Below are 18,400 nucleotides of genomic sequence, written 5' to 3'. Positions count from 1 at the left end.
ACATGCAAAAGCCAATCATAGGAATTACAATGGGTGATCCGGCCAGTATTGGTCCGGAGATCGCCGTTAAAGCATTATTAAATGAAAGCATACATGCTATTTGCCGCCCATTACTGGTAGGCGATGCAGGTGTGTTCAACGATATTGTTCAACGCCTGAAATTACCGGCAACAGTAAACGCCATTACCACAGTAAAAGACGCTGCCTTTAAAATAGGTACGGTTGATGTGCTCGATCTGAAGAACGTTGATATGAGCAAGCTGGTATTTGGCGAAATTTCTGCTATGGCGGGTGATGCTTCTTTTCTGGCTGTTAAGAAAGTGATTGAACTGGCAATGGCAGGTGATATTGACGCTACCGTTACAGGGCCTATCAATAAGAAATCGATCAACGAGGCCGGGCATCACTTTGCCGGTCATACGGAAATATATGCACACTATACCGGCACAAAAAAATATGCCATGTTGCTGGTAGAAGAGAACATGCGGGTGATACATGTGTCAACCCACGTGTCGCTGCGCGAAGCCTGTGACCTGGTAAAGAAAGACCGCATCATTCAGGTGATAGAATTGCTGCACAACGGTATTCTGTCGTTGGGTGCTACAAATACTAAAATTGGTGTGGCTGGTTTAAATCCCCACGCTGGTGATTCTGGTTTGTTTGGTACCGAAGACGATGGTGAAATAAAACCAGCGGTAGAAGAAGCCCGTAAAATGGGTTATGATGTAGATGGTCCTGTGCCTGCTGATACGTTGTTTTCAAAAGCGGCTACGGGTACTTATGGTGGTATTGTAGCTATGTACCACGATCAGGGACATATTCCTTTCAAACTCACCGGTTTTAAATGGAATGCCGAGAAAAAGCAAATGGACAGTGTAAAAGGGGTGAACATCACAATGGGCCTGCCCATCATCCGTACTTCGGTTGACCACGGTACTGCATTTGAAATTGCCGGCAAAGGCATTGCCAGTCCAGATGCCATGGTATTGGCCATTGAAGCCGCTGTACAATTAAGCAAACACAGAATTAAACAACAAAAGCCAGCCTAATGATAGTGGTGATAGCAGATGATTTTACCGGGGCTGCCGAGTTGGCGGGCATAGGCTTGCGCTATCACCTGAAAGTGGAGCTGGGCGCTCAGGTAAATAAAGATACAAAAGCCGATCTCTTTGTTGTGGCTACCGATACCCGATCGATGTCGGAAGCAGCAGCCGTTCAGGAAATGGAAAAACATACCCGTGAACTGATGGCATTACGACCAGAGATGATCTTTAAAAAAACAGATTCGGTATTGCGGGGCCATGTGTTGGCCGAAATGCGGGCGCAATTGTCGCTTACCGGTTTTGAGAAGGCGGTATTGGTTTCAGCTAATCCGGCATTGGGCAGAACAATAAAAGATGGCCGCTATTATTTACAGGGCAAACCGGTACATGAAAGCAGCTTTTCACATGATCCTGACTTTGCCATTACCAGTTCTGTAATTACAGAGATGCTGCGTTGCAATGGTTATCCGGTGTCAGTTAAAAAGCCTGCTGAAGCTTTGCCCGCAACAGGGATAATAGTAGGCGAGGCTACTCAAACGGCCGACTTGCAGGCATGGGCCGAACGGGTTGATAATAAAACCCTCATTGCCGGTGCTGCTGGTTTCTTTACCGCTATGCTCGATAAGCTCCTGGCTGGTAGAAAAATGAATGCCGCAAATGATGAGCCTATTGAACGATTGCCGCTTAGTTTGTTTGTATGCGGCACCACGTTTGCCAATACCCGCAACGCCATAAAAAACATTAAAGCCGCCGGTGGGCCGGTATCCTATATGCCTGAGGAAACCATCAAATCGGTGCACACTGGAACTTATAGTTATGTGAAATGGGCCAACGAAGTGGTGGCCCTGGTTAAAAAACATGAAAAGGCCATTGTGGCCATACATGAAGATTCAACCCGAAATATCGCTTTCGGTCCGGGCCTGTTGAAAGAAAAAATGGCCGGACTGGTTCATGAAGTATTACAACGCTGCATGGTGCAGGAGCTGATCGTAGAAGGTGGCGCTACTGCCTGGGCATTGATCACACAGTCGGGGCTTACGCATTTTTACCCGGTTGAAGAAATGGCGCCCGGTGTAGTGCGAATGCAAACAAACGATGCTGGTTTATATATAACGGTTAAGCCCGGTAGCTATCAGTGGCCGGAAGGTCTTTGGAGTTTCTAACAGATTGTATCATATTATAATTGCCATATGTTTAAAATATCATTGCACTTAGTTGACTATGTCATCATCGTTTGTTTTTTGATGGTGACCCTTATCGTAGGCTTTTCGTTTGCGCGCCGGCAGAATTCATTAAAATCATTCTTTCTGGCGCAGGGCCGGGTTCCGGCCTGGGCCATAGGAATGTCGCTGCTGGCAACGCTTATAAGTAGTGTAACCTTTTTGGCTTATCCGGCTGAAGGTTTTACCAATAACTGGATCCTGCTTGTACAGGGGCTTATGGTACCGGTTGTTTTAATAGGTACTATCTGGTTCATTGTACCACTCTATAGGAAAGTAATTGGATTGAGCACGTACGAGTATTTTGAAAAACGCTTTGGAACGTTTGCCCGCTATTACAGCTCTTTGGCATTTGTGTTACGACAGTTCTCTGGAATGGGAACAGTGCTGTTCTTACTGGCGCTGGCGCTGGATGCTATGATTGGTGGAAATACCATGCTCATGATCACGGTTATCGGTTGTATTATCATATTGGTAAACCTGATGGGTGGTATTGAAGCGGTGATCTGGCTCGATGTGTTTCAGGGTTTCATGTTGTTTGCTACCGGTATAGTTTGTTTGTCTGTTATCCTGTTTTCAACGGATGGCGGCCCTTCCGCGGTTTGGCAAATAGCCAGTTCGCATGGCCGCACCGGTTTTGGCCCGTATGATGCAGACCTTACCAAACTTACCTTTCTTGTAATGGCTATCAATGGCGCCTTTTACGCCATTCAAAAATATGGTACCGATCAAACTGTAGTGCAACGGTATTTAACAGCAAAAACCGACAAAGGCGCCATTCGCGCTTCGCTGATGGGCATTCTGTTAACGGTTCCTGTATGGATGCTGTTCATGTTTATTGGTACGGCTTTATTTGCTTATTACCAGCACCACAGCTTACCTGCAGGTATACAGGCGCCGCAGGTATTCCCTTATTTCATTGCAACAAAATTACCGGTAGGGGTAACCGGTTTGATCTTATCGGCCATGATCTCCGCTGCTATTTGCAGTTTGAGCGCCGATCTCAATAGTTTGGCCGCGGTGGGTGTGGAAGATTATTATAAGAAAATACGTCGCAACCGCCCGGATAAAGAATATTTGAAAGCTGGCAAATGGACGGTAGTGATCTCTGGTTTATTGGCTATTGGTATTGGTAGTTTATATATTAAAGCAGGAAGCGAAGGTGTGTTGGGCATCGTGTTCACGCTATACGCGATATTCTCCGGTGGTATTGTAGGGATCTTTATGCTGGGAATTTTCAGCGCCCGTGCAAACAGGCAGGGAGTGAATATTGGAATTATTACCTGTATTGTTTTTACGGCCTATGCGTTTTTGACGTCTACCAGAATAGGCACCGGGGCAGAAAAACACCTGTTGCTTGATTTGGGTAAATATAATTTCGGCCACGATAAACTGATGTTGGGTGTGTACAGTCACCTGGTGGTGATTGGAGTGGGTTATGTGGCCAGCCTGTTTTTCCCTAAACCTGTGCTTGATAAAAACCTGTTGTATACAGGTTGGAAGGAAGCGAGAAAGATTGAGCGAAATGCTGAGAAAGTAACATTGCGCGCAGTATGAGGCTGAAGCAGGATGTAAGAAGTAGGAAGTAGGAAATACAAAAGATCACGAGCTTTATACTTCGTACTTCTTACTTCATAAACTTAGAATAATTAATTAATCAATGATACGAAAAGTCTTTTTTATTATCTGTACTGTGGCAGTTTGGCTCGACAGTATGAGCCAGACTTCAGATGATGCCTATCGCGAACCGTTAAAACAGGTTTTGACCGAAATTCAAAACCAGTACGGAATTAAGATCAGGTATAACGATAATATGGTGAGCGATCGTTGGGTTACTTATGCCCGCTGGCGTTTTCGTCCCGATGTGGAAACGACGCTGCAAAATGTATTGGCTTCGCAAGACCTTTCATTTAGCAAAACCGGCGATAAGGCCTATAAGATCAGTGCCTTTCAGTATCATTTAAAAACAGTAGAAGAAGGCAAAGCACAACTGGAGTATTTGTCTTCATTATATAATGACGTAACCAGCTGGGAAAAACGCAAAAATGAAATGCGTGCCTGTATGTATTCGGCTTTACAGTTGTCGCCTATACCTACGGCGCCGGCTTCAAAGCCCATCATTACACCGGTTCGTAAAATGGATGGCTATACAGTAGAGAATATTGCATTTGAAGTATTACCCGGCGTGTATACCTGCGGGTCGTTATACCGTCCGGCTAAGGTAAAAGGAAAGGTGCCGGTGGTTTTATGTCCCGATGGTCATTGGGACAAACATCGTTACCGGGCCGATTGCCAGTACCGTTGCGCTACACTGGCCCGTATGGGTTGTATTGCCATTAGCTACGATATTTTCGCCTGGGGCGAATCGCTGTTGCAATTCAAATCAGAAGATCACCGTCGCAGCCTGGCTATGACGGTGCAAACTTTAGGCGCTTTTCGCATCCTTGATTATTTATTAAAGTTAAAGGAAGCCGATACCAATCGTGTTGCAATAAGCGGTGGTTCAGGCGGCGGCAGTCATACCATGCTGGTAACAGCGTTGGATGATCGTATAAAATTAAGTGTGCCCGTTGTAATGGTATCATCGTATCACAGCGGTGGATGCCCTTGCGAAAGTGGCATGCCTGTGCATTTATGCGGCGGTGGCACCAATAATGCCGAGATCGCAGCTATGGCAGCGCCTCGTCCGCAATTGGTTATTTCTGATGGTAAAGACTGGACGGCCCATGTGCCTGAGAATGAATTTCCATATTTGAAAAAGATGTATGGTTATTATGGAAAACCTGAGCTGGTAGAGAATGTGCATTTGCCCAATGAAGGACATGATTACGGCATCAGCAAACGCACTGCCTTATATGATTTCATCGCAAAACATTTCCATCTAAACACGATAAAGGATAAAGACGGGAAAATAGACGAGAGCAAAGTGACCATTGAGCCCGAGTCTGCATTATATGTATTTGGCGAGAAGGGGGAGAGGTTGCCGGCGAATGCTATTCATAGTTATGAGGAGTTGAGGGCAATGTTTGATGGTGGTAAGAAGTAGGTTGACGAGTTAATAAGTTAACAAGTTAACAAGTTGACAAGTTGACAAGGTTGTTCTATGTGCAGCACGCTAATCAATAGCTGACAGGAAAACAGTAGCGAGGCCAGAAACTTCGGGAACCATTGCCGATTGCCGATTGCCGAAGAAGCGAGTCTTAAAATTCGGCAATCCTTTCACGTTTTACGACACATAAATTAATATGAAAAAGCAAAGTATATTTTCGATTGCGTTGTTAGGAGTTATTCTGGCTGCTTGTTCTGCAAGCAAGCAACAACAAAGCACAAGCGTAGCCCAACCTAAGAACGCACAACAAGGCTACAAGATTGCAGTTATTGACCTCATGATCTTGAAAAGACAAAAGTTAAGCGCTTTTCAATTAACGAAAGAGATCGGGGCCGATGGGGTAGAGATAGATATGGGTGGTTTGGGTAACCGTGAAACGTTCGATAACCAGCTGGCAAATGATTCTATTCGTCAGTTGTTCTTAAATAAAGCCAAAGAACTGAACCTGGAGATACCTTCACTGGGTATGACGGGTTTTTATGCGCAATCATTTCCTGAAAGACCAACTGCAGTAAAAGCAGTGGAAGATTGCATAAAGACCATGAAGCAGATGAACGTAAAAGTGGGTTTTCTGCCATTGGGTATAAAAGGCGATCTGGTTAAATATCCAGAGTTGCGTCCTGCAGTGGTAGAGCGATTGAAAGCTGTAGGTAAAATAGCGGAGGATGCAGGTGTTGTTATTGGTATCGAAACCGCGTTAAGTGCTACGGAAGAAGTAAAGCTGTTAAAAGATATTGGCTCACCCGCCATTCAGATCTATTTCAATTTCGCCAATCCCCTGCGGAATGGAAGAGACCTGTATAAAGAGATGGCTATCCTGGGTAAAAATCGTATTTGCCAGATCCATTGCACCAACAAAGACAGTGTATGGCTGCAAAACGATCCGCAGATCAATATGAACCAGGTGAAGCTTACTTTACAGAAAATGGGTTGGACAGGTTGGCTGGTGATCGAAAGGTCAAGAGATCAAAATGATCCCCGTAATGTGAAGAAGAATTTTGGCGCTAACACCGCCTATATGAAGTCGATATTTCAATAAAGGTTTTTAGAACAACATGAAACAGTTTTTTAATTACACGATTGCTTTAGCCCTTTTTGTTTGCCTGGGTTTGGCGGCAAAGGCTGCAGATATTTGGGTGTCGCCCAATGGGTCAGATGCCAACCCGGGTACAAAAGATAAACCCGTGGCCACGGTGGCAATGGCCTTACGTAAAGCAAGGGAATTGCGCCGGTTGAACGATCCGGCAATAGCAAACGGTATTCATATAATTATAACAAACGGCGTATATGCATTGAGTGAACCTTTATTTGTACGCCCTGAAGATTCCGGAACGCCTTCAAGCCCAACGATCATTGAAGCCGCGCCTGGCGCTAAACCCGTAATAAGTGGTGGCTTGCAGGTTAAAGGCTGGCAAAAAGCAACCGAAAAGATCACTGGTTTGCCCGCAGCCGCCCAGGGAAAAGTATGGGTTGCCGATGCACCGGTTGAAGCAGGCCGTTTGCTCGACTTCAGACAATTATGGGTAAACGATAAAAAAGCCATGCGCGCCCGCGACCGGAACGCCGATAGCATGAACCGTATTCTTTCCTGGAATCATCAAACAGAACAATGCTGGATCCCAAAACCAAAAACAGCTGGCTGGGAAAAAGCGGCTGGTTTGGAAATGGTCATTCACCAGTGGTGGGCTATTGCCATTCTGCGTATAAAGTCGGTTACAGTAAAAGGTGATAGCGCTTTGCTAAGCTTTTACCAACCAGAAAGCCGCATTCAATCGGAACATCCCTGGCCGGCTCCCTGGATCTCACAGAAAACCGGTAACTCCGCTTTCTTTCTTACCAATGCCATTCAGTTTTTAGATGAGCCCGGCGAATGGTTTCTCGATGTACAAAAACAACGCATCGTATACTGGCCGCGTAATAATGAAAATATGCAAACGGCACAGGTGGTGGCCCCCTATTTACAAACCATTGCCCGTGTAGAAGGTTCTATTGACAATCCTGTTTCACACGTATATTTCAAAGGCCTCGATTTTAAACATACAACCTGGTTGCGCCCTTCACAGGCAGGCCATGTTCCTTTACAGGCCGGTATGTTTTTGTTGGATGCCTATAAATTAAAGGTCCCGGGTACACCCGATAAAAAGGGTTTGGAAAACCAGGGCTGGATCGGTCGCCAACCCGGTGGTATTGAATTACAGTTTGTAAAAAATACCGGTTTTGAACGCTGCAGCTTTTCCAATATGGCTGCTACCGGGCTCGATTATATAAAAGGAACGCAATACGATACCGTTATAGGTTGTACCTTCTACGACATTGCCGGAACGGCTATACAGGCTGGTTATTTTTCTGACCCATCATTTGAAACGCATTTGCCTTACAACCCGGCAGATGAACGCGAATTATGTCGCAAACTTACCATCAGCAATAGTTACATTACCAATTGCGCCAATGAAGACTGGGGCTGCGTAGGCATCAGCGCCGGTTATGTACAAGGCATAAATATCGATCACAACGAATTAAGCGATCTTCCATACAGTGGTATTTGTGTAGGCTGGGGCTGGACGAAAACCATCAATGCCATGCGCAATAATCGCATTCATGCCAACCTGGTGCACCACTATGCCAAACACATGTACGATGTAGCCGGCATATATACGCTATCGGCCCAGCCCGGTTCTGTTATAAGCGAGAACTATGTACATACCATTTTGAAAGCGCCATACGCACACGATCCCAACCATTTCTTCTATATGTACCTCGATGAAGGTTCTTCTTATATTACTTTAAAAGACAACTTTTGTGAGGTAGATAAATTCATGAAGAACTCAAATGGGCCCGGTAATACCTGGGAGAACAATGGACCGATGGTAGCGGATAGTATCAGGAACAGAGCGGGATTGGAAGATGAATACAAAGGGATAAAAAAGTAACAAGTTATTCAGTTGTTCAGTTTTGGGTTATTAACTGAATAACTAACGAACTGAATAACTAACAAACTATAAACTTAGAATCATAAACACTCATATGTTAACAATAGGAATTTTAGGGTTGGGAGAAGGTCGTTCTACCATGTCTGCAGCCCTCAATAGCACCAAAGTAAAACTGAAGACTATTTGCGATATGAATGAAGAGCTGTGTAAACATCGCAGCAAAGAGTTTCAGTTCTTTAATTATACTACAAAGTATGATGATATGCTAAACGATCAGGAGATCGATATCATTGCTATCTATACGCCCGATAAATTACATGCAACTCATATTAAACAGGCATTGCAGGCTAACAAACATGTGATCTGTACCAAGCCTTTAATTGATAACCTGGCAGATGCAAAGGAATTACTTGATCTGGTAGAAAAAACAGGAAAGAAATTGTTTGTAGGTCAAAGCTCCCGGTTTTTTGAACCTGCTAAAAGACAGCGGAAAGATTTTGAAGCAGGATTAATAGGGGATCTTATAACTGTGGAAAGTCATTACCATGCCGATCATCGCTGGTTTTTAGAAAAGCCCTGGGCATTGGAAAGTTCGTTCAAATGGCTGTATGGTGGTTTAAGCCACCCGGTAGATTTTATCCGTTGGTATATGCCCAATGTTGAAGAAGTAATGGGATATGGAATGATCAGCAGCAATGGAAAAACAGCGGGATTGAAGAATGAAGATACCATGCATTTTATATTCAGATCAACAGATGGCCGTATAGCGCGGGTAAGTGGTGCGTATACCGGGCCTATTCAACCTGCGCAAAGAGACAGCGGCATGAGCGTGATCTTACGGGGAACCGAAGGTGCCTCTCAGGCCGATTATCATGAATTACGTTATGCTATCACTGATAAGACCGGTGAAGAAAAAATTGTTCAATGGGGCGATAAGACAATTAAGTATTATTTCCGTTTTGAAGGTCAAAGTCACCATGCCGGTGAATACCAGAATTACCTGGAATATTTTGCCGACAGCATTACCAATAATACAACTGCTTATCCCGATCTGAAAGAAGGTATTGGTACTATTGCGTTGTTACAGGCTATGGATAAGTCGTTGCAAACAGGCGCACCCGTGAAGGTGAGTGAGTTGTTGAAAAATTATGGTTTATAACCCACAGGTACCCGTTGCCAGTTTCCGGTTCCCGGGAAATACAACGGAGGCCGCGCCCTGGCAACTGGCAACCGGTAACCGGTAACAGATGATAATCGACTCTTGAATCGAAAACTATTCATATAAGAACATTTCACCTAATAAACAACGATGAACGCCATCTATGACCTTTTAAAACCAATTGACTTTGTTATTGTAGGCATTTACCTGTTTATCCTCATCGCTATTGGGTATTGGGTAAGTTTTGTACAAAAAAAGAACAAAGACGAGAACCTATTCCTGGCCGATCGTTCCCTGGGTTGGGCGAGTATCGGCTTTACCATGTGGGGTACCAATGTGGGGCCTTCCATGCTGGTAGCCTCAGCCAGTATCGGTTATTCAACCGGTATAGTGGCCGGTAATTTTGCCTGGTATGCATTTGTGTTCATACTTATGCTGGCCGTGGTATTTGCACCCCGTTACCTGGGCGCTAACGTATCTACATTACCTGAGTTCCTGGGAAAACGGTTTGGTGAGAACACCCGAAACATTCTGGCCTGGTATACATTGATCACGATTCTTATCAGCTGGTTATCGCTTGGCTTATTTGCCGGTGGTGTACTCATAAGGCAATTGCTGGGTTTTGAAATGTGGCTGTCCGTTATCATCATGGTAGTGGTGGCTACCCTGTTTGTAATAGCAGGCGGGTTAAAGACCATTGCCTATACAAGCGTATTCCAAATGTTGCTATTGATCGCCGTATCGCTGGTGCTGGTAGGTATTGGTGTATCTAAAGCCGGGGGTATAATGGCCGTTTATGAAAAAACGCCCAAACATTACTGGAATTTATTCCTGTCGGCAAACGATAAAGATTTCCCCTGGCCGGCTATTCTGCTCGGTTACCCCATTATGGGAGTATGGTTCTTTTGTACCGAACAATCGATGGTGCAATCGGTACTTGGTGCAAAAAGCCTGAAGGAAGGACAACTGGGCGCCAACTTTATTGGTTGGTTGAAAATACTGGATGTGCCTTTGTTTATGATACCCGGGGTTATCTGTTATATTTTATATCCGCATTTGAAGAACCCCGATGAGGCGTACCTGGTAATGGTAACCAATTTGTTCCCGCCGGGTATGAAAGGGTTGATCATTGTAGTACTGGTAGCTTGTTTAATAAGCACCATCGGCGCTTCGCTCAACTCCGTGAGCACGGTATTCACCATGGATATTTATATAAAGAAATATAAACCCGAAGCTACCAATAAAGACATTGTTCGCATTGGCCGTATCATTACGGTAGTAGGGGCATTGTTATCTGTTACAGTGGCGCTGGCCATCGATGCATTAAAGGACAGGTTGAACCTGTTCAATGTGTTTCAATCTGTCCTTGGCTTCTTGGCGCCGCCAATGACAGTGGCCTTTTTGTTTGGCGTGCTTTGGAAAAGAACTACTGCAAAAGCCATCAATTATGTATTGACTGTTGGAACGGCGTTTTGCCTGGTGGTAGGGATCTTATATTTGTGGGTAATACCATCACCTGTATGGCCGCATTTCCTGTTGTTGTCGTTTTACCTGTTTGTAGTGTTAAGCGCTATGACCTATATAATATCAATACTGGATAAAAAAGGCGCGCTACAATTGCAACAGGCAACGTACTTTAAAAGCGCGGGTAAACCCGATAAACAGGTTTGGGTTATGTGGGGATTGCTGGTTGCAGTGATGGTGACTTTATATATAGTATTTAACGGACACTAATTTTTGTATTTATAAAACTATCCTTGATGAATTGCAGAAATGCCATATTGCTACGCACAATTTGGTTATCGTTATTATTGATAGCCTGCACTACCCAGGCGCAACCTGCATATAAAGGGGAGCCCGCTCCCAAAGCAGCTGCCCAGGCCACCTGGATCTGGTATCCCGGTGATTTTGAGATCTGGCTGGCTAATAAAATGCAGAACCGCCGTACAGAACGCGGTTCCTTCTTTCCGCCCTTCTGGAAACTGGATGGTCACTATGTGCTGATGGATTTTCACAAGGATGTAGTGTTAACTGAACCCGAGCAGATCGATGTATTTGTAGAAGGTAATTACATTTTGAAGCTCGATGGAAAAGGATATGAAGGAACTCCGCAACAGGTAACCATACCTGCCGGTAAACACCGCATAAATGTAAAAGTGTTTAGTACCGGCAATGTACCATCGATTTACATAAAAGGAAAGACCATTGCCACCGACTCATCGTGGCTGGTAACTTTTGAAGACAAAGAGTGGATCGATGAAACCGGTAAAACCTCTGATATTTCTGCCACTACCTGGTTGAATGCAGGTAGTTGGAATTTTAACGAACCAGCACAAAGACCATCGCAATTTAAGTTAGCGGTGAAACCGCAGTCGCCTGTAGCAAGTACAAAGGGCAATGGCTCGCTGCTGGTTGATTTTGGTAAGGAAACATTTGGTTATATCCGCCTGCATGGATTACAGGGTAATGGTAAAGTATCGTTGTATTATGGGGAATCAAAAGAAGAGGCCCTGGCTACCGGTACCTGCGAAACCCTCGATAGGGTAGTGGTAAACCTAAGTGGTAAAAAAGATTCGGTAATGGAGCTTACAAAAGCATTCCGCTTTGTGAATATTCAAACCGAAGGCGGCGTAAGCATCGATTCTGTTTCAATGTTATACGAATACCTGCCGCTTGCCAACCGCGGTTCTTTCCGTTGTTCAGATACGGGTCTTAATAAAATATGGGATGTTGCTGCATATACCATGCAACTGAGCACCCGCGAGTTTTTCATCGATGGTATTAAACGCGACCGCTGGATCTGGAGTGGCGATGCGTACCAAAGCTACCTGATGAACTATTACCTGTATTTTGATGTGCCTTCGGTATCGCGCACGCTGATGGCTTTGCGTGGTAAAGATCCTGTTACCAGCCACATCAATACCATTATGGATTATACCTTTTACTGGTTCCTGGGTATTTACGATCTCTATCAGTATACCGGCGATAAAACATTCATCACGCAGTTCTACCCACGTATGCAAAGCCTGATGGATTATTGCCTGGGTCGTAGAAATAAAGACGGTTTGTTGCAGGGGCTGGCCGGCGATTGGATCTTTATCGACTGGGCCGAAGGATTAAGCAAAAAAGGTGAAGTAAGCTTTGAGCAATTGCTTTTCTGCCGCAGTTTAGAAACCATGGCGCTTTGTGCCAATATGGTAAACGATAACAAGAATGCAGAAATGTACAAACAGCTGGCTGCCGATATGAAAGCCAAATTGTTCTCAATATACTGGAACGATGAAAAACATGCATTGGTGCACAGCCGCGTTGATGGCAAACAAACCGATAATGTAACCCGTTACTCAAATATGTTCGCCATCTTCTTTAACTATTTCAACAATGAACAAAAGCAGGCGGTAAAACAACACGTATTGCTGAACGATAAAATTCAAAAGATCACTACGCCCTACATGCGATTTTATGAACTGGAAGCGTTATGTGCCATGGGCGAGCAAAAATATGTGTTGAATGAAATGAAGAATTACTGGGGTGGAATGTTACAGGCAGGCGCTACTTCTTTCTGGGAAGAATACAATCCTTCTAAAAAAGGCGCAGAGCACTATGCTATGTATGGTCGCCCGTTTGGAAAAAGTCTTTGTCATGCCTGGGGTGCCAGCCCAATTTACCTGTTGGGTAAATATTATTTAGGTGTACAACCTACAGCTCCTGGTTATACAAGCTGGGTTGCAGAACCGGTATTGGGCGGTTTGCAATGGATGCAGGGCAAAGTGCCTACACCGCATGGTGATATTGATATGTATTGCAGCACCACGCAAATAAAGATCAAAAGCGGTGAAGGTACTGGTACCTTGAAATTTAAGAGCCAGTCAAAACCTTCAGTAAAAAATGGAGCTGTTGTAAGTAAAGGAAATAATTCATACGAATTAACTGTTGAAGCAGGCAAAGAGTACGAAGTAAAATATAAAAGTTTATAAGAATAATGGAACGAATAGTAGGAACATATTATATAGAAACGCCACTCGATCCTGAGAAAGCAGCGGCGGTGTTGGCTGGTGAACAATCTTCCGGGACGTTTATTGCTGTACCGGGTGAAACGGAAGAGCTGAAACAGCGGTTTGCAGCAAGGGTAGAGAAAGTGACCCCGTTGGAAATAGTTTCCACACCAACTGTTCCGGGTGCGGCAAGCAGCGATGGAAAATATAACCGGGCCGAAATACAGGTGTCGTGGAGCATTGAGAATTTTGGTTATAACCTGCCTGTACTAACCTCAACGCTGCAGGGTAATTTATATGAACTGCGTCAATTCACCGGTTTAAAGCTGATGGATATTGACCTCCCTGCATCTTACGCAAAGCATTATAAAGGTCCTGCCTTTGGCATCAGTGGTTGTCGTAAGCTTACGAATGTAGAGAACAGGCCCCTGATAGGTACCATCATAAAACCAAGTATCGGCCTTACGCCTCAGCAAACTGCAGAGATGGTAAAAACCTTAGTGGGTGCCGGTATTGATTTTATTAAAGATGATGAGCTGTTGTCTTCATCGGCCAACTCTGTGTTCAATGATCGCGTTGATGCTATTATGAAAGTGATCAATGCCCATGCTGATAAAACAGGTAAAAAAGTGATGTATGCATTTAACATCAGTGGCGAAATAGATGAAATGCTGCAACGCTATGAATACATTGTAAAAAGCGGTGGTACCTGCGCCATGGTAAGTATAAACCATGTAGGTATGGCTGGCGTGAAAAAGATCTGCGATCAACGCCAACTGGCAATACATGCACACCGTAATGGCTGGGGCATGTTAACCCGCCATCCTTTGCTGGGCATCGATTTCAGGGCCTATCAAAAATTATGGCGTGTGGCCGGGGTCGATCAGCTGCATGTAAACGGTATACAAAACAAATTCTGGGAAAGTGATGATTCAGTTGTCGCATCAATAAAAGCATGTCTGCAACCATTTTACGATCATCAGCCACTGTTGCCAGTGGTGTCATCGGGCCAATGGGGTGGACAAGCACCCGAAACCTATCGCAGAACCAACACCGTAGATCTGTTGTATATGGCCGGTGGTGGCATTATGGCCCATCCAATGGGTGCAGCTGCCGGTGTGGTTGCTTTACAACAGGCATGGAAGGCGGCGGTTGATGGGCTTTCGGTGGAAGAGGCGGCGGCTAAATATGTAGAATTTTCGGAATCAGTGAAACAGTTCGGTAAAAAGTAAGCAGTTGCAGGTTTCAGGTTCCAGGTTTCAGGGACTTGAGTTTCGTCTTGAGTGCTAAAAATGAGGCCCTGCAACCTGTACCTTGTAACCTGTAACTCATAGTTAAAAACGAGAACTCACCATTAACTATAATGGATTCTAACAACATTTTACTAGCCTTCTACGGCGACGATTTCACCGGCTCCACCGATGCATTGGACTTTATGACCCGGGCCGGGGCGAAGACCGCTTTGTTTATTGAGCCGCCAACAGTGGAACAATTAAAAAACTATCCGGGCCTGAATGCTTTTGGTGTGGCCGGTAAAACCCGCGCTATGCCGCCGGCAGAAATGGAGCAAACATTGCTGCCAGCTTTTGAGAAATTAAAAGCAACCGGCGTCCGGCATGTACATTATAAAGTGTGTTCAACGTTCGATTCTTCACCGGTAATTGGAAGTATCGGTAAAGCACTCGATAGCGGAGTTACGGTTTTTAAAAACAAGTGTGTGCCATTACTGGTGGCCGCACCTGTGCTTGGGCGTTATTGTTTGTTTGGCAATTTATTTGCCCGCATGGGTATTGGCAGCAATGGAAAAATACACCGGCTCGACAGGCACCCTTCTATGAGCAAACACCCGGTTACCCCGGCTGATGAAAGTGATCTGCGTTTGCATCTGTCGAAACAAACGGTAAAGAAAACCGGGTTGATAGATATTCTGGCGGTATCTGGTTCAAAAGAAACACTCGGCAATGAATGGGCGCAGGTGGTTGAACAGGGGTTTGATGTGGCATTGTTCGATGCATTGTACCAGGAACAACTGCTGGCCATTGGCGAACTGATAGATGAACAGGCCAATACAGGTCAGTTGTTCTCTGTAGGTTCATCGGGTATTGAAATGGCATTGGGGCAATACTGGAACAAAACAAATGTATTGCAACCGGTAACCGACTGGAAACATCCCGGTAAAGCGGAACCATTACTGGTGATAGCAGGAAGTTGTTCCCCAATTGCTGCCGGACAGATCGTATATGCAAAAACAAAAGGTTTTGAAGAAATATTGATCGATGCACCTGCGGTATGTAACAATGATCTTCAATCATTACACGCTGCAATAAATAAAGCCATCGATCTGTTGGGCAAAGGAAAACATGTGATCATACATACGGGTGGGGCAGGGCCGCAGCAGGCAGTTAATTTACCGGCCGATAAGCTCGGCGCTGCGCTTGGCAATATTGCCCGTGAAGCCGCAGCAAGAGCTAGCCTTAAACGTATTGTAATTGCCGGTGGCGACACCAGCAGTTATGCAGCCCGTGCCATGGGTATTGAGGCTGTTGAAATGATTGCGCCATTGGTTCCGGGTGCGCCTTTATGTAAAGCTACAGCACCCGGTTCGCCCGTAAATGGTTTGGATGTGAACTTCAAGGGCGGACAGGTTGGTGGTGAGAATTATTTTGAAGTGTTGGCGAATGGATCCTTGAATTAAAACTGATAACAGAAGAAATAAATAATAACATGCAACAAAAAACATTAGGGCTTATTCATACGTCTGCAACGTTGGTACCCGTGTTCCAGCAATTATGCAGTCAGTATTTACCACAGGTAAAAGTATTCAACATTGTTGACGACAGCCTTATCAAAAATGTGATCAGCTGTGGCGAGTTAACGCCTACCAATGCCCGCAGGGTAGTGAACTATGTTGGTTCGGCCGAAGTAGCTGGCGCCGATTTCATTCTGGTTACCTGTTCTTCTATTGGCGCTGCTGTAGAAGCGGCTGCTGAATTAACCAATGTGCCTGTATTACGCGTTGATCAACCAATGGCCGATCAGGCGGTTCGCACCGGAAAAAGAATTGGTGTAGTGGCTACTTTGTCAACCACACTGCAACCTACCAGCGACCTGGTAAAACGCAGAGCTGCCGTTGCCGGTAAAGAAATAGAATTGCAAACTGTTTTATGCGAAGGCGCTTTTGACGCATTGATGAGCGGCGATGCAGCCACACACGATGCCATGGTAGCAAAAGCTTTACGTGAGTTATCTGCTAAAACAGATGTAATTGTTCTGGCACAGGCATCTATGGCCCGTGTAGCCGATGGCCTGGCACCTGAAGATAAAAAGGTTCCTATTCTTGCCAGTCCGGGAATAGTCATACAGCATATTGCTTCGATACTTTCAAAGGACTAAAAGAACAGAATACCGTTTCTAATAATCTGTTACAGGTTACAGGATCGACCCGCTTTGCGGGTCGCAGGTTACAGGGAATACAAAATGCAATTACTTTGTCATCTGCTTTAAAGCCCTGCAACCTGTAACGTGCAACCTGTAACGCAAAGATCCATATGAAGAAGATATCCCAATTGTTTTTAGTGGCTGGTGCAATATCGCTGATAGTTTTACTGATAGGTATTCTTTTACAGATACCCGAGGTATACAAACTTACAGCTTTAACAACTGCAATATGCCTTGCCTGTGGTTTAGGCGCCATACCTTCATTAAAGGGATATCGGTATACTGCATGGATCATTACTGCAGTAGTGGCAGGTATGATGTATCCGGCATCATTTACCCGTTGGGGCGATATCGACCTGCGGAATAAATGGTTGATGCTGATCATTATTCAAATGGTAATGTTTGGCATGGGTATACAAATGAAACTGGAAGATTTTACTGCTGTAAAGAAAACCGGTCGCGGCGTACTTATTGGTTTAATGTGCCATTTTTCTGTAATGCCCCTGATGGGTTTACTGCTTACAAAGATCTTTCATTTTGAACCGGAAATTGCGGCCGGCATCATTCTTATTGGTTCTACTTCCAGTGGGTTGGCCTCTAACGTAATGGTATATCTTGCAAAAGCCAACCTTATATTATCGGTGGTAGTTACGGCTATGGCTACCATGGCTGCTCCTTTCTTTACACCCCTGTTGATGAAATTACTGGCAGGTACGCTGGTAGAGGTTAAAGTGGTGCATATGATGATGGAGATAATAAAAATAGTTATTGTGCCTATCGGCGCCGCATTACTGCACGACTATTTAAAAACCGCAACACCCAAAGGTGTGCGTATTGTTACTTTGCTATTTATTATAGCTGCCTTTTATTTAGCTGCATTGCCCCTGGGCTTGTGGAATTATTTTTCTACGAATATTACTTCAGAGCAGGCATTACAAGCCCTCGAAATATTCGGATTCCTGTTAGGCGCCATCATTGCAGGTGTTATATATCATCTGTTGGCCAAAAGTTTTAAGAAGCTCGATGAGTATATGCCATTATTATCCATGTTCGGCATTATTTATTTTACCACAGTTACTACAGCCGCTGGTCGCGATAACCTGTTGACAACCGGTTTGCTGCTTTTCCTTTGTTCTGTTATTCACAATGCTGCTGGATTTTTCTTTGGTTATTGGCTGGGTCGTTTATTTAAGCTCGATAAAAATTCGGCCCGCACCGTTGCCTTTGAAGTGGGTTTGCAAAATGCCGGTATGGCTTCCGGTATTGCCGCCGCTTTGGGCAAACTTGGAACACTGGGTTTACCCGCAGCAGTTTTCAGCCCCTGGATGAATATCGCCGGCTCCATTCTTGCCAATTACTGGCGTAAGCACCCGGTTGAAGATAAATTAGAAATGAAAAATGAAGAATTAGAGTTAATAGAGGTGATAAAGGCAAGTTGACAAGTTAACAGGTTGACGAGTTGACCAGGAGTTAAAAAGTTGATAGAGGTGATAAAGTTGATAGAGG

Annotated in this window: 13 protein-coding genes; all 13 read left to right on the top strand. The window is 44.7% G+C overall.

Going from position 1 to position 18,400, the window contains the following annotated elements:
- Nucleotides 1-2 precede the first annotated feature (2 nt).
- The 13 genes from pdxA to GGD38_RS19780 all read left to right on the top strand — a co-directional run bounded on the left by pdxA (nucleotide 3) and on the right by GGD38_RS19780 (nucleotide 18,333).
- Nucleotides 3-1,049, top strand: coding sequence for a 4-hydroxythreonine-4-phosphate dehydrogenase PdxA (pdxA, locus tag GGD38_RS19840; RefSeq protein WP_375302133.1), 1,047 nt, complete (start codon nucleotides 3-5; stop codon nucleotides 1,047-1,049).
- A complete protein-coding gene (locus GGD38_RS19835) occupies nucleotides 1,049-2,206 on the top strand; it encodes a four-carbon acid sugar kinase family protein (RefSeq protein WP_375302132.1) in 1,158 nt (385 codons plus the stop codon). Before pdxA ends, GGD38_RS19835 begins: the two co-directional genes overlap by 1 nt.
- A gap of 27 nt (nucleotides 2,207-2,233) precedes the next feature.
- Nucleotides 2,234-3,820 (top strand): sodium:solute symporter, encoded by a 1,587-nt coding sequence (locus tag GGD38_RS19830; RefSeq protein ID WP_375302131.1) that lies wholly within the window; start codon nucleotides 2,234-2,236, stop codon nucleotides 3,818-3,820.
- Between the two features lie 103 nt (nucleotides 3,821-3,923).
- Nucleotides 3,924-5,309: an acetylxylan esterase gene (locus GGD38_RS19825; RefSeq protein WP_375302130.1), complete on the top strand. Its 1,386-nt coding sequence runs from the start codon at nucleotides 3,924-3,926 to the stop codon at nucleotides 5,307-5,309.
- A 199-nt stretch (nucleotides 5,310-5,508) separates the two neighbouring features.
- Complete coding sequence (locus GGD38_RS19820) at nucleotides 5,509-6,411, top strand: sugar phosphate isomerase/epimerase family protein (protein ID WP_375302129.1); 903 nt, start codon at nucleotides 5,509-5,511, stop codon at nucleotides 6,409-6,411.
- Nucleotides 6,412-6,427: 16 nt separating this feature from the next.
- A complete protein-coding gene (locus GGD38_RS19815; RefSeq protein ID WP_375302128.1) occupies nucleotides 6,428-8,302 on the top strand; it encodes a right-handed parallel beta-helix repeat-containing protein in 1,875 nt (624 codons plus the stop codon).
- A gap of 94 nt (nucleotides 8,303-8,396) precedes the next feature.
- On the top strand, nucleotides 8,397-9,461 hold the full coding sequence (locus GGD38_RS19810) for a Gfo/Idh/MocA family protein (protein WP_375302127.1): 1,065 nt from the start codon (nucleotides 8,397-8,399) through the stop codon (nucleotides 9,459-9,461).
- A gap of 150 nt (nucleotides 9,462-9,611) precedes the next feature.
- Nucleotides 9,612-11,195, top strand: coding sequence for a sodium:solute symporter (locus GGD38_RS19805; RefSeq protein ID WP_375302126.1), 1,584 nt, complete (start codon nucleotides 9,612-9,614; stop codon nucleotides 11,193-11,195).
- A 26-nt stretch (nucleotides 11,196-11,221) separates the two neighbouring features.
- Nucleotides 11,222-13,438, top strand: coding sequence for a trehalase family glycosidase (locus GGD38_RS19800; RefSeq protein WP_375302125.1), 2,217 nt, complete (start codon nucleotides 11,222-11,224; stop codon nucleotides 13,436-13,438).
- Between the two features lie 5 nt (nucleotides 13,439-13,443).
- Complete coding sequence (locus tag GGD38_RS19795; RefSeq protein ID WP_375302124.1) at nucleotides 13,444-14,688, top strand: ribulose-bisphosphate carboxylase large subunit family protein; 1,245 nt, start codon at nucleotides 13,444-13,446, stop codon at nucleotides 14,686-14,688.
- A gap of 131 nt (nucleotides 14,689-14,819) precedes the next feature.
- Nucleotides 14,820-16,151: a four-carbon acid sugar kinase family protein gene (locus GGD38_RS19790; RefSeq protein WP_375302123.1), complete on the top strand. Its 1,332-nt coding sequence runs from the start codon at nucleotides 14,820-14,822 to the stop codon at nucleotides 16,149-16,151.
- Between the two features lie 29 nt (nucleotides 16,152-16,180).
- The gene (locus tag GGD38_RS19785; protein ID WP_375302122.1) at nucleotides 16,181-16,849 is read left to right on the top strand and encodes an aspartate/glutamate racemase family protein; all 669 of its coding nucleotides are present in this window, start codon (nucleotides 16,181-16,183) and stop codon (nucleotides 16,847-16,849) included.
- Nucleotides 16,850-17,004: 155 nt separating this feature from the next.
- Nucleotides 17,005-18,333: a bile acid:sodium symporter family protein gene (locus GGD38_RS19780; protein ID WP_375302121.1), complete on the top strand. Its 1,329-nt coding sequence runs from the start codon at nucleotides 17,005-17,007 to the stop codon at nucleotides 18,331-18,333.
- Nucleotides 18,334-18,400: the final 67 nt, after the last annotated feature.

The organism is Niastella sp. OAS944 (genome assembly GCA_024809215.1).
In the GTDB taxonomy this organism is placed as follows: Bacteria; Bacteroidota; Bacteroidia; order Chitinophagales; family Chitinophagaceae; genus Niastella.
Note: the sequence above shows the minus strand (reverse complement) of the source record. Positions and strands in the feature narration are given on the sequence as shown.

Coding starts and splice junctions, on each gene's coding strand:
- GGD38_RS19805 (WP_375302126.1), top strand. CDS start 9,612: ATGAACGCCATCTATGACCTTTTAAAACCAATTGACTTTGTTATTGTA.
- GGD38_RS19815 (WP_375302128.1), top strand. CDS start 6,428: ATGAAACAGTTTTTTAATTACACGATTGCTTTAGCCCTTTTTGTTTGC.
- pdxA (WP_375302133.1), top strand. CDS start 3: ATGCAAAAGCCAATCATAGGAATTACAATGGGTGATCCGGCCAGTATT.
- GGD38_RS19790 (WP_375302123.1), top strand. CDS start 14,820: ATGGATTCTAACAACATTTTACTAGCCTTCTACGGCGACGATTTCACC.
- GGD38_RS19835 (WP_375302132.1), top strand. CDS start 1,049: ATGATAGTGGTGATAGCAGATGATTTTACCGGGGCTGCCGAGTTGGCG.
- GGD38_RS19825 (WP_375302130.1), top strand. CDS start 3,924: ATGATACGAAAAGTCTTTTTTATTATCTGTACTGTGGCAGTTTGGCTC.
- GGD38_RS19820 (WP_375302129.1), top strand. CDS start 5,509: ATGAAAAAGCAAAGTATATTTTCGATTGCGTTGTTAGGAGTTATTCTG.
- GGD38_RS19795 (WP_375302124.1), top strand. CDS start 13,444: ATGGAACGAATAGTAGGAACATATTATATAGAAACGCCACTCGATCCT.
- GGD38_RS19800 (WP_375302125.1), top strand. CDS start 11,222: ATGAATTGCAGAAATGCCATATTGCTACGCACAATTTGGTTATCGTTA.
- GGD38_RS19780 (WP_375302121.1), top strand. CDS start 17,005: ATGAAGAAGATATCCCAATTGTTTTTAGTGGCTGGTGCAATATCGCTG.
- GGD38_RS19830 (WP_375302131.1), top strand. CDS start 2,234: ATGTTTAAAATATCATTGCACTTAGTTGACTATGTCATCATCGTTTGT.
- GGD38_RS19810 (WP_375302127.1), top strand. CDS start 8,397: ATGTTAACAATAGGAATTTTAGGGTTGGGAGAAGGTCGTTCTACCATG.
- GGD38_RS19785 (WP_375302122.1), top strand. CDS start 16,181: ATGCAACAAAAAACATTAGGGCTTATTCATACGTCTGCAACGTTGGTA.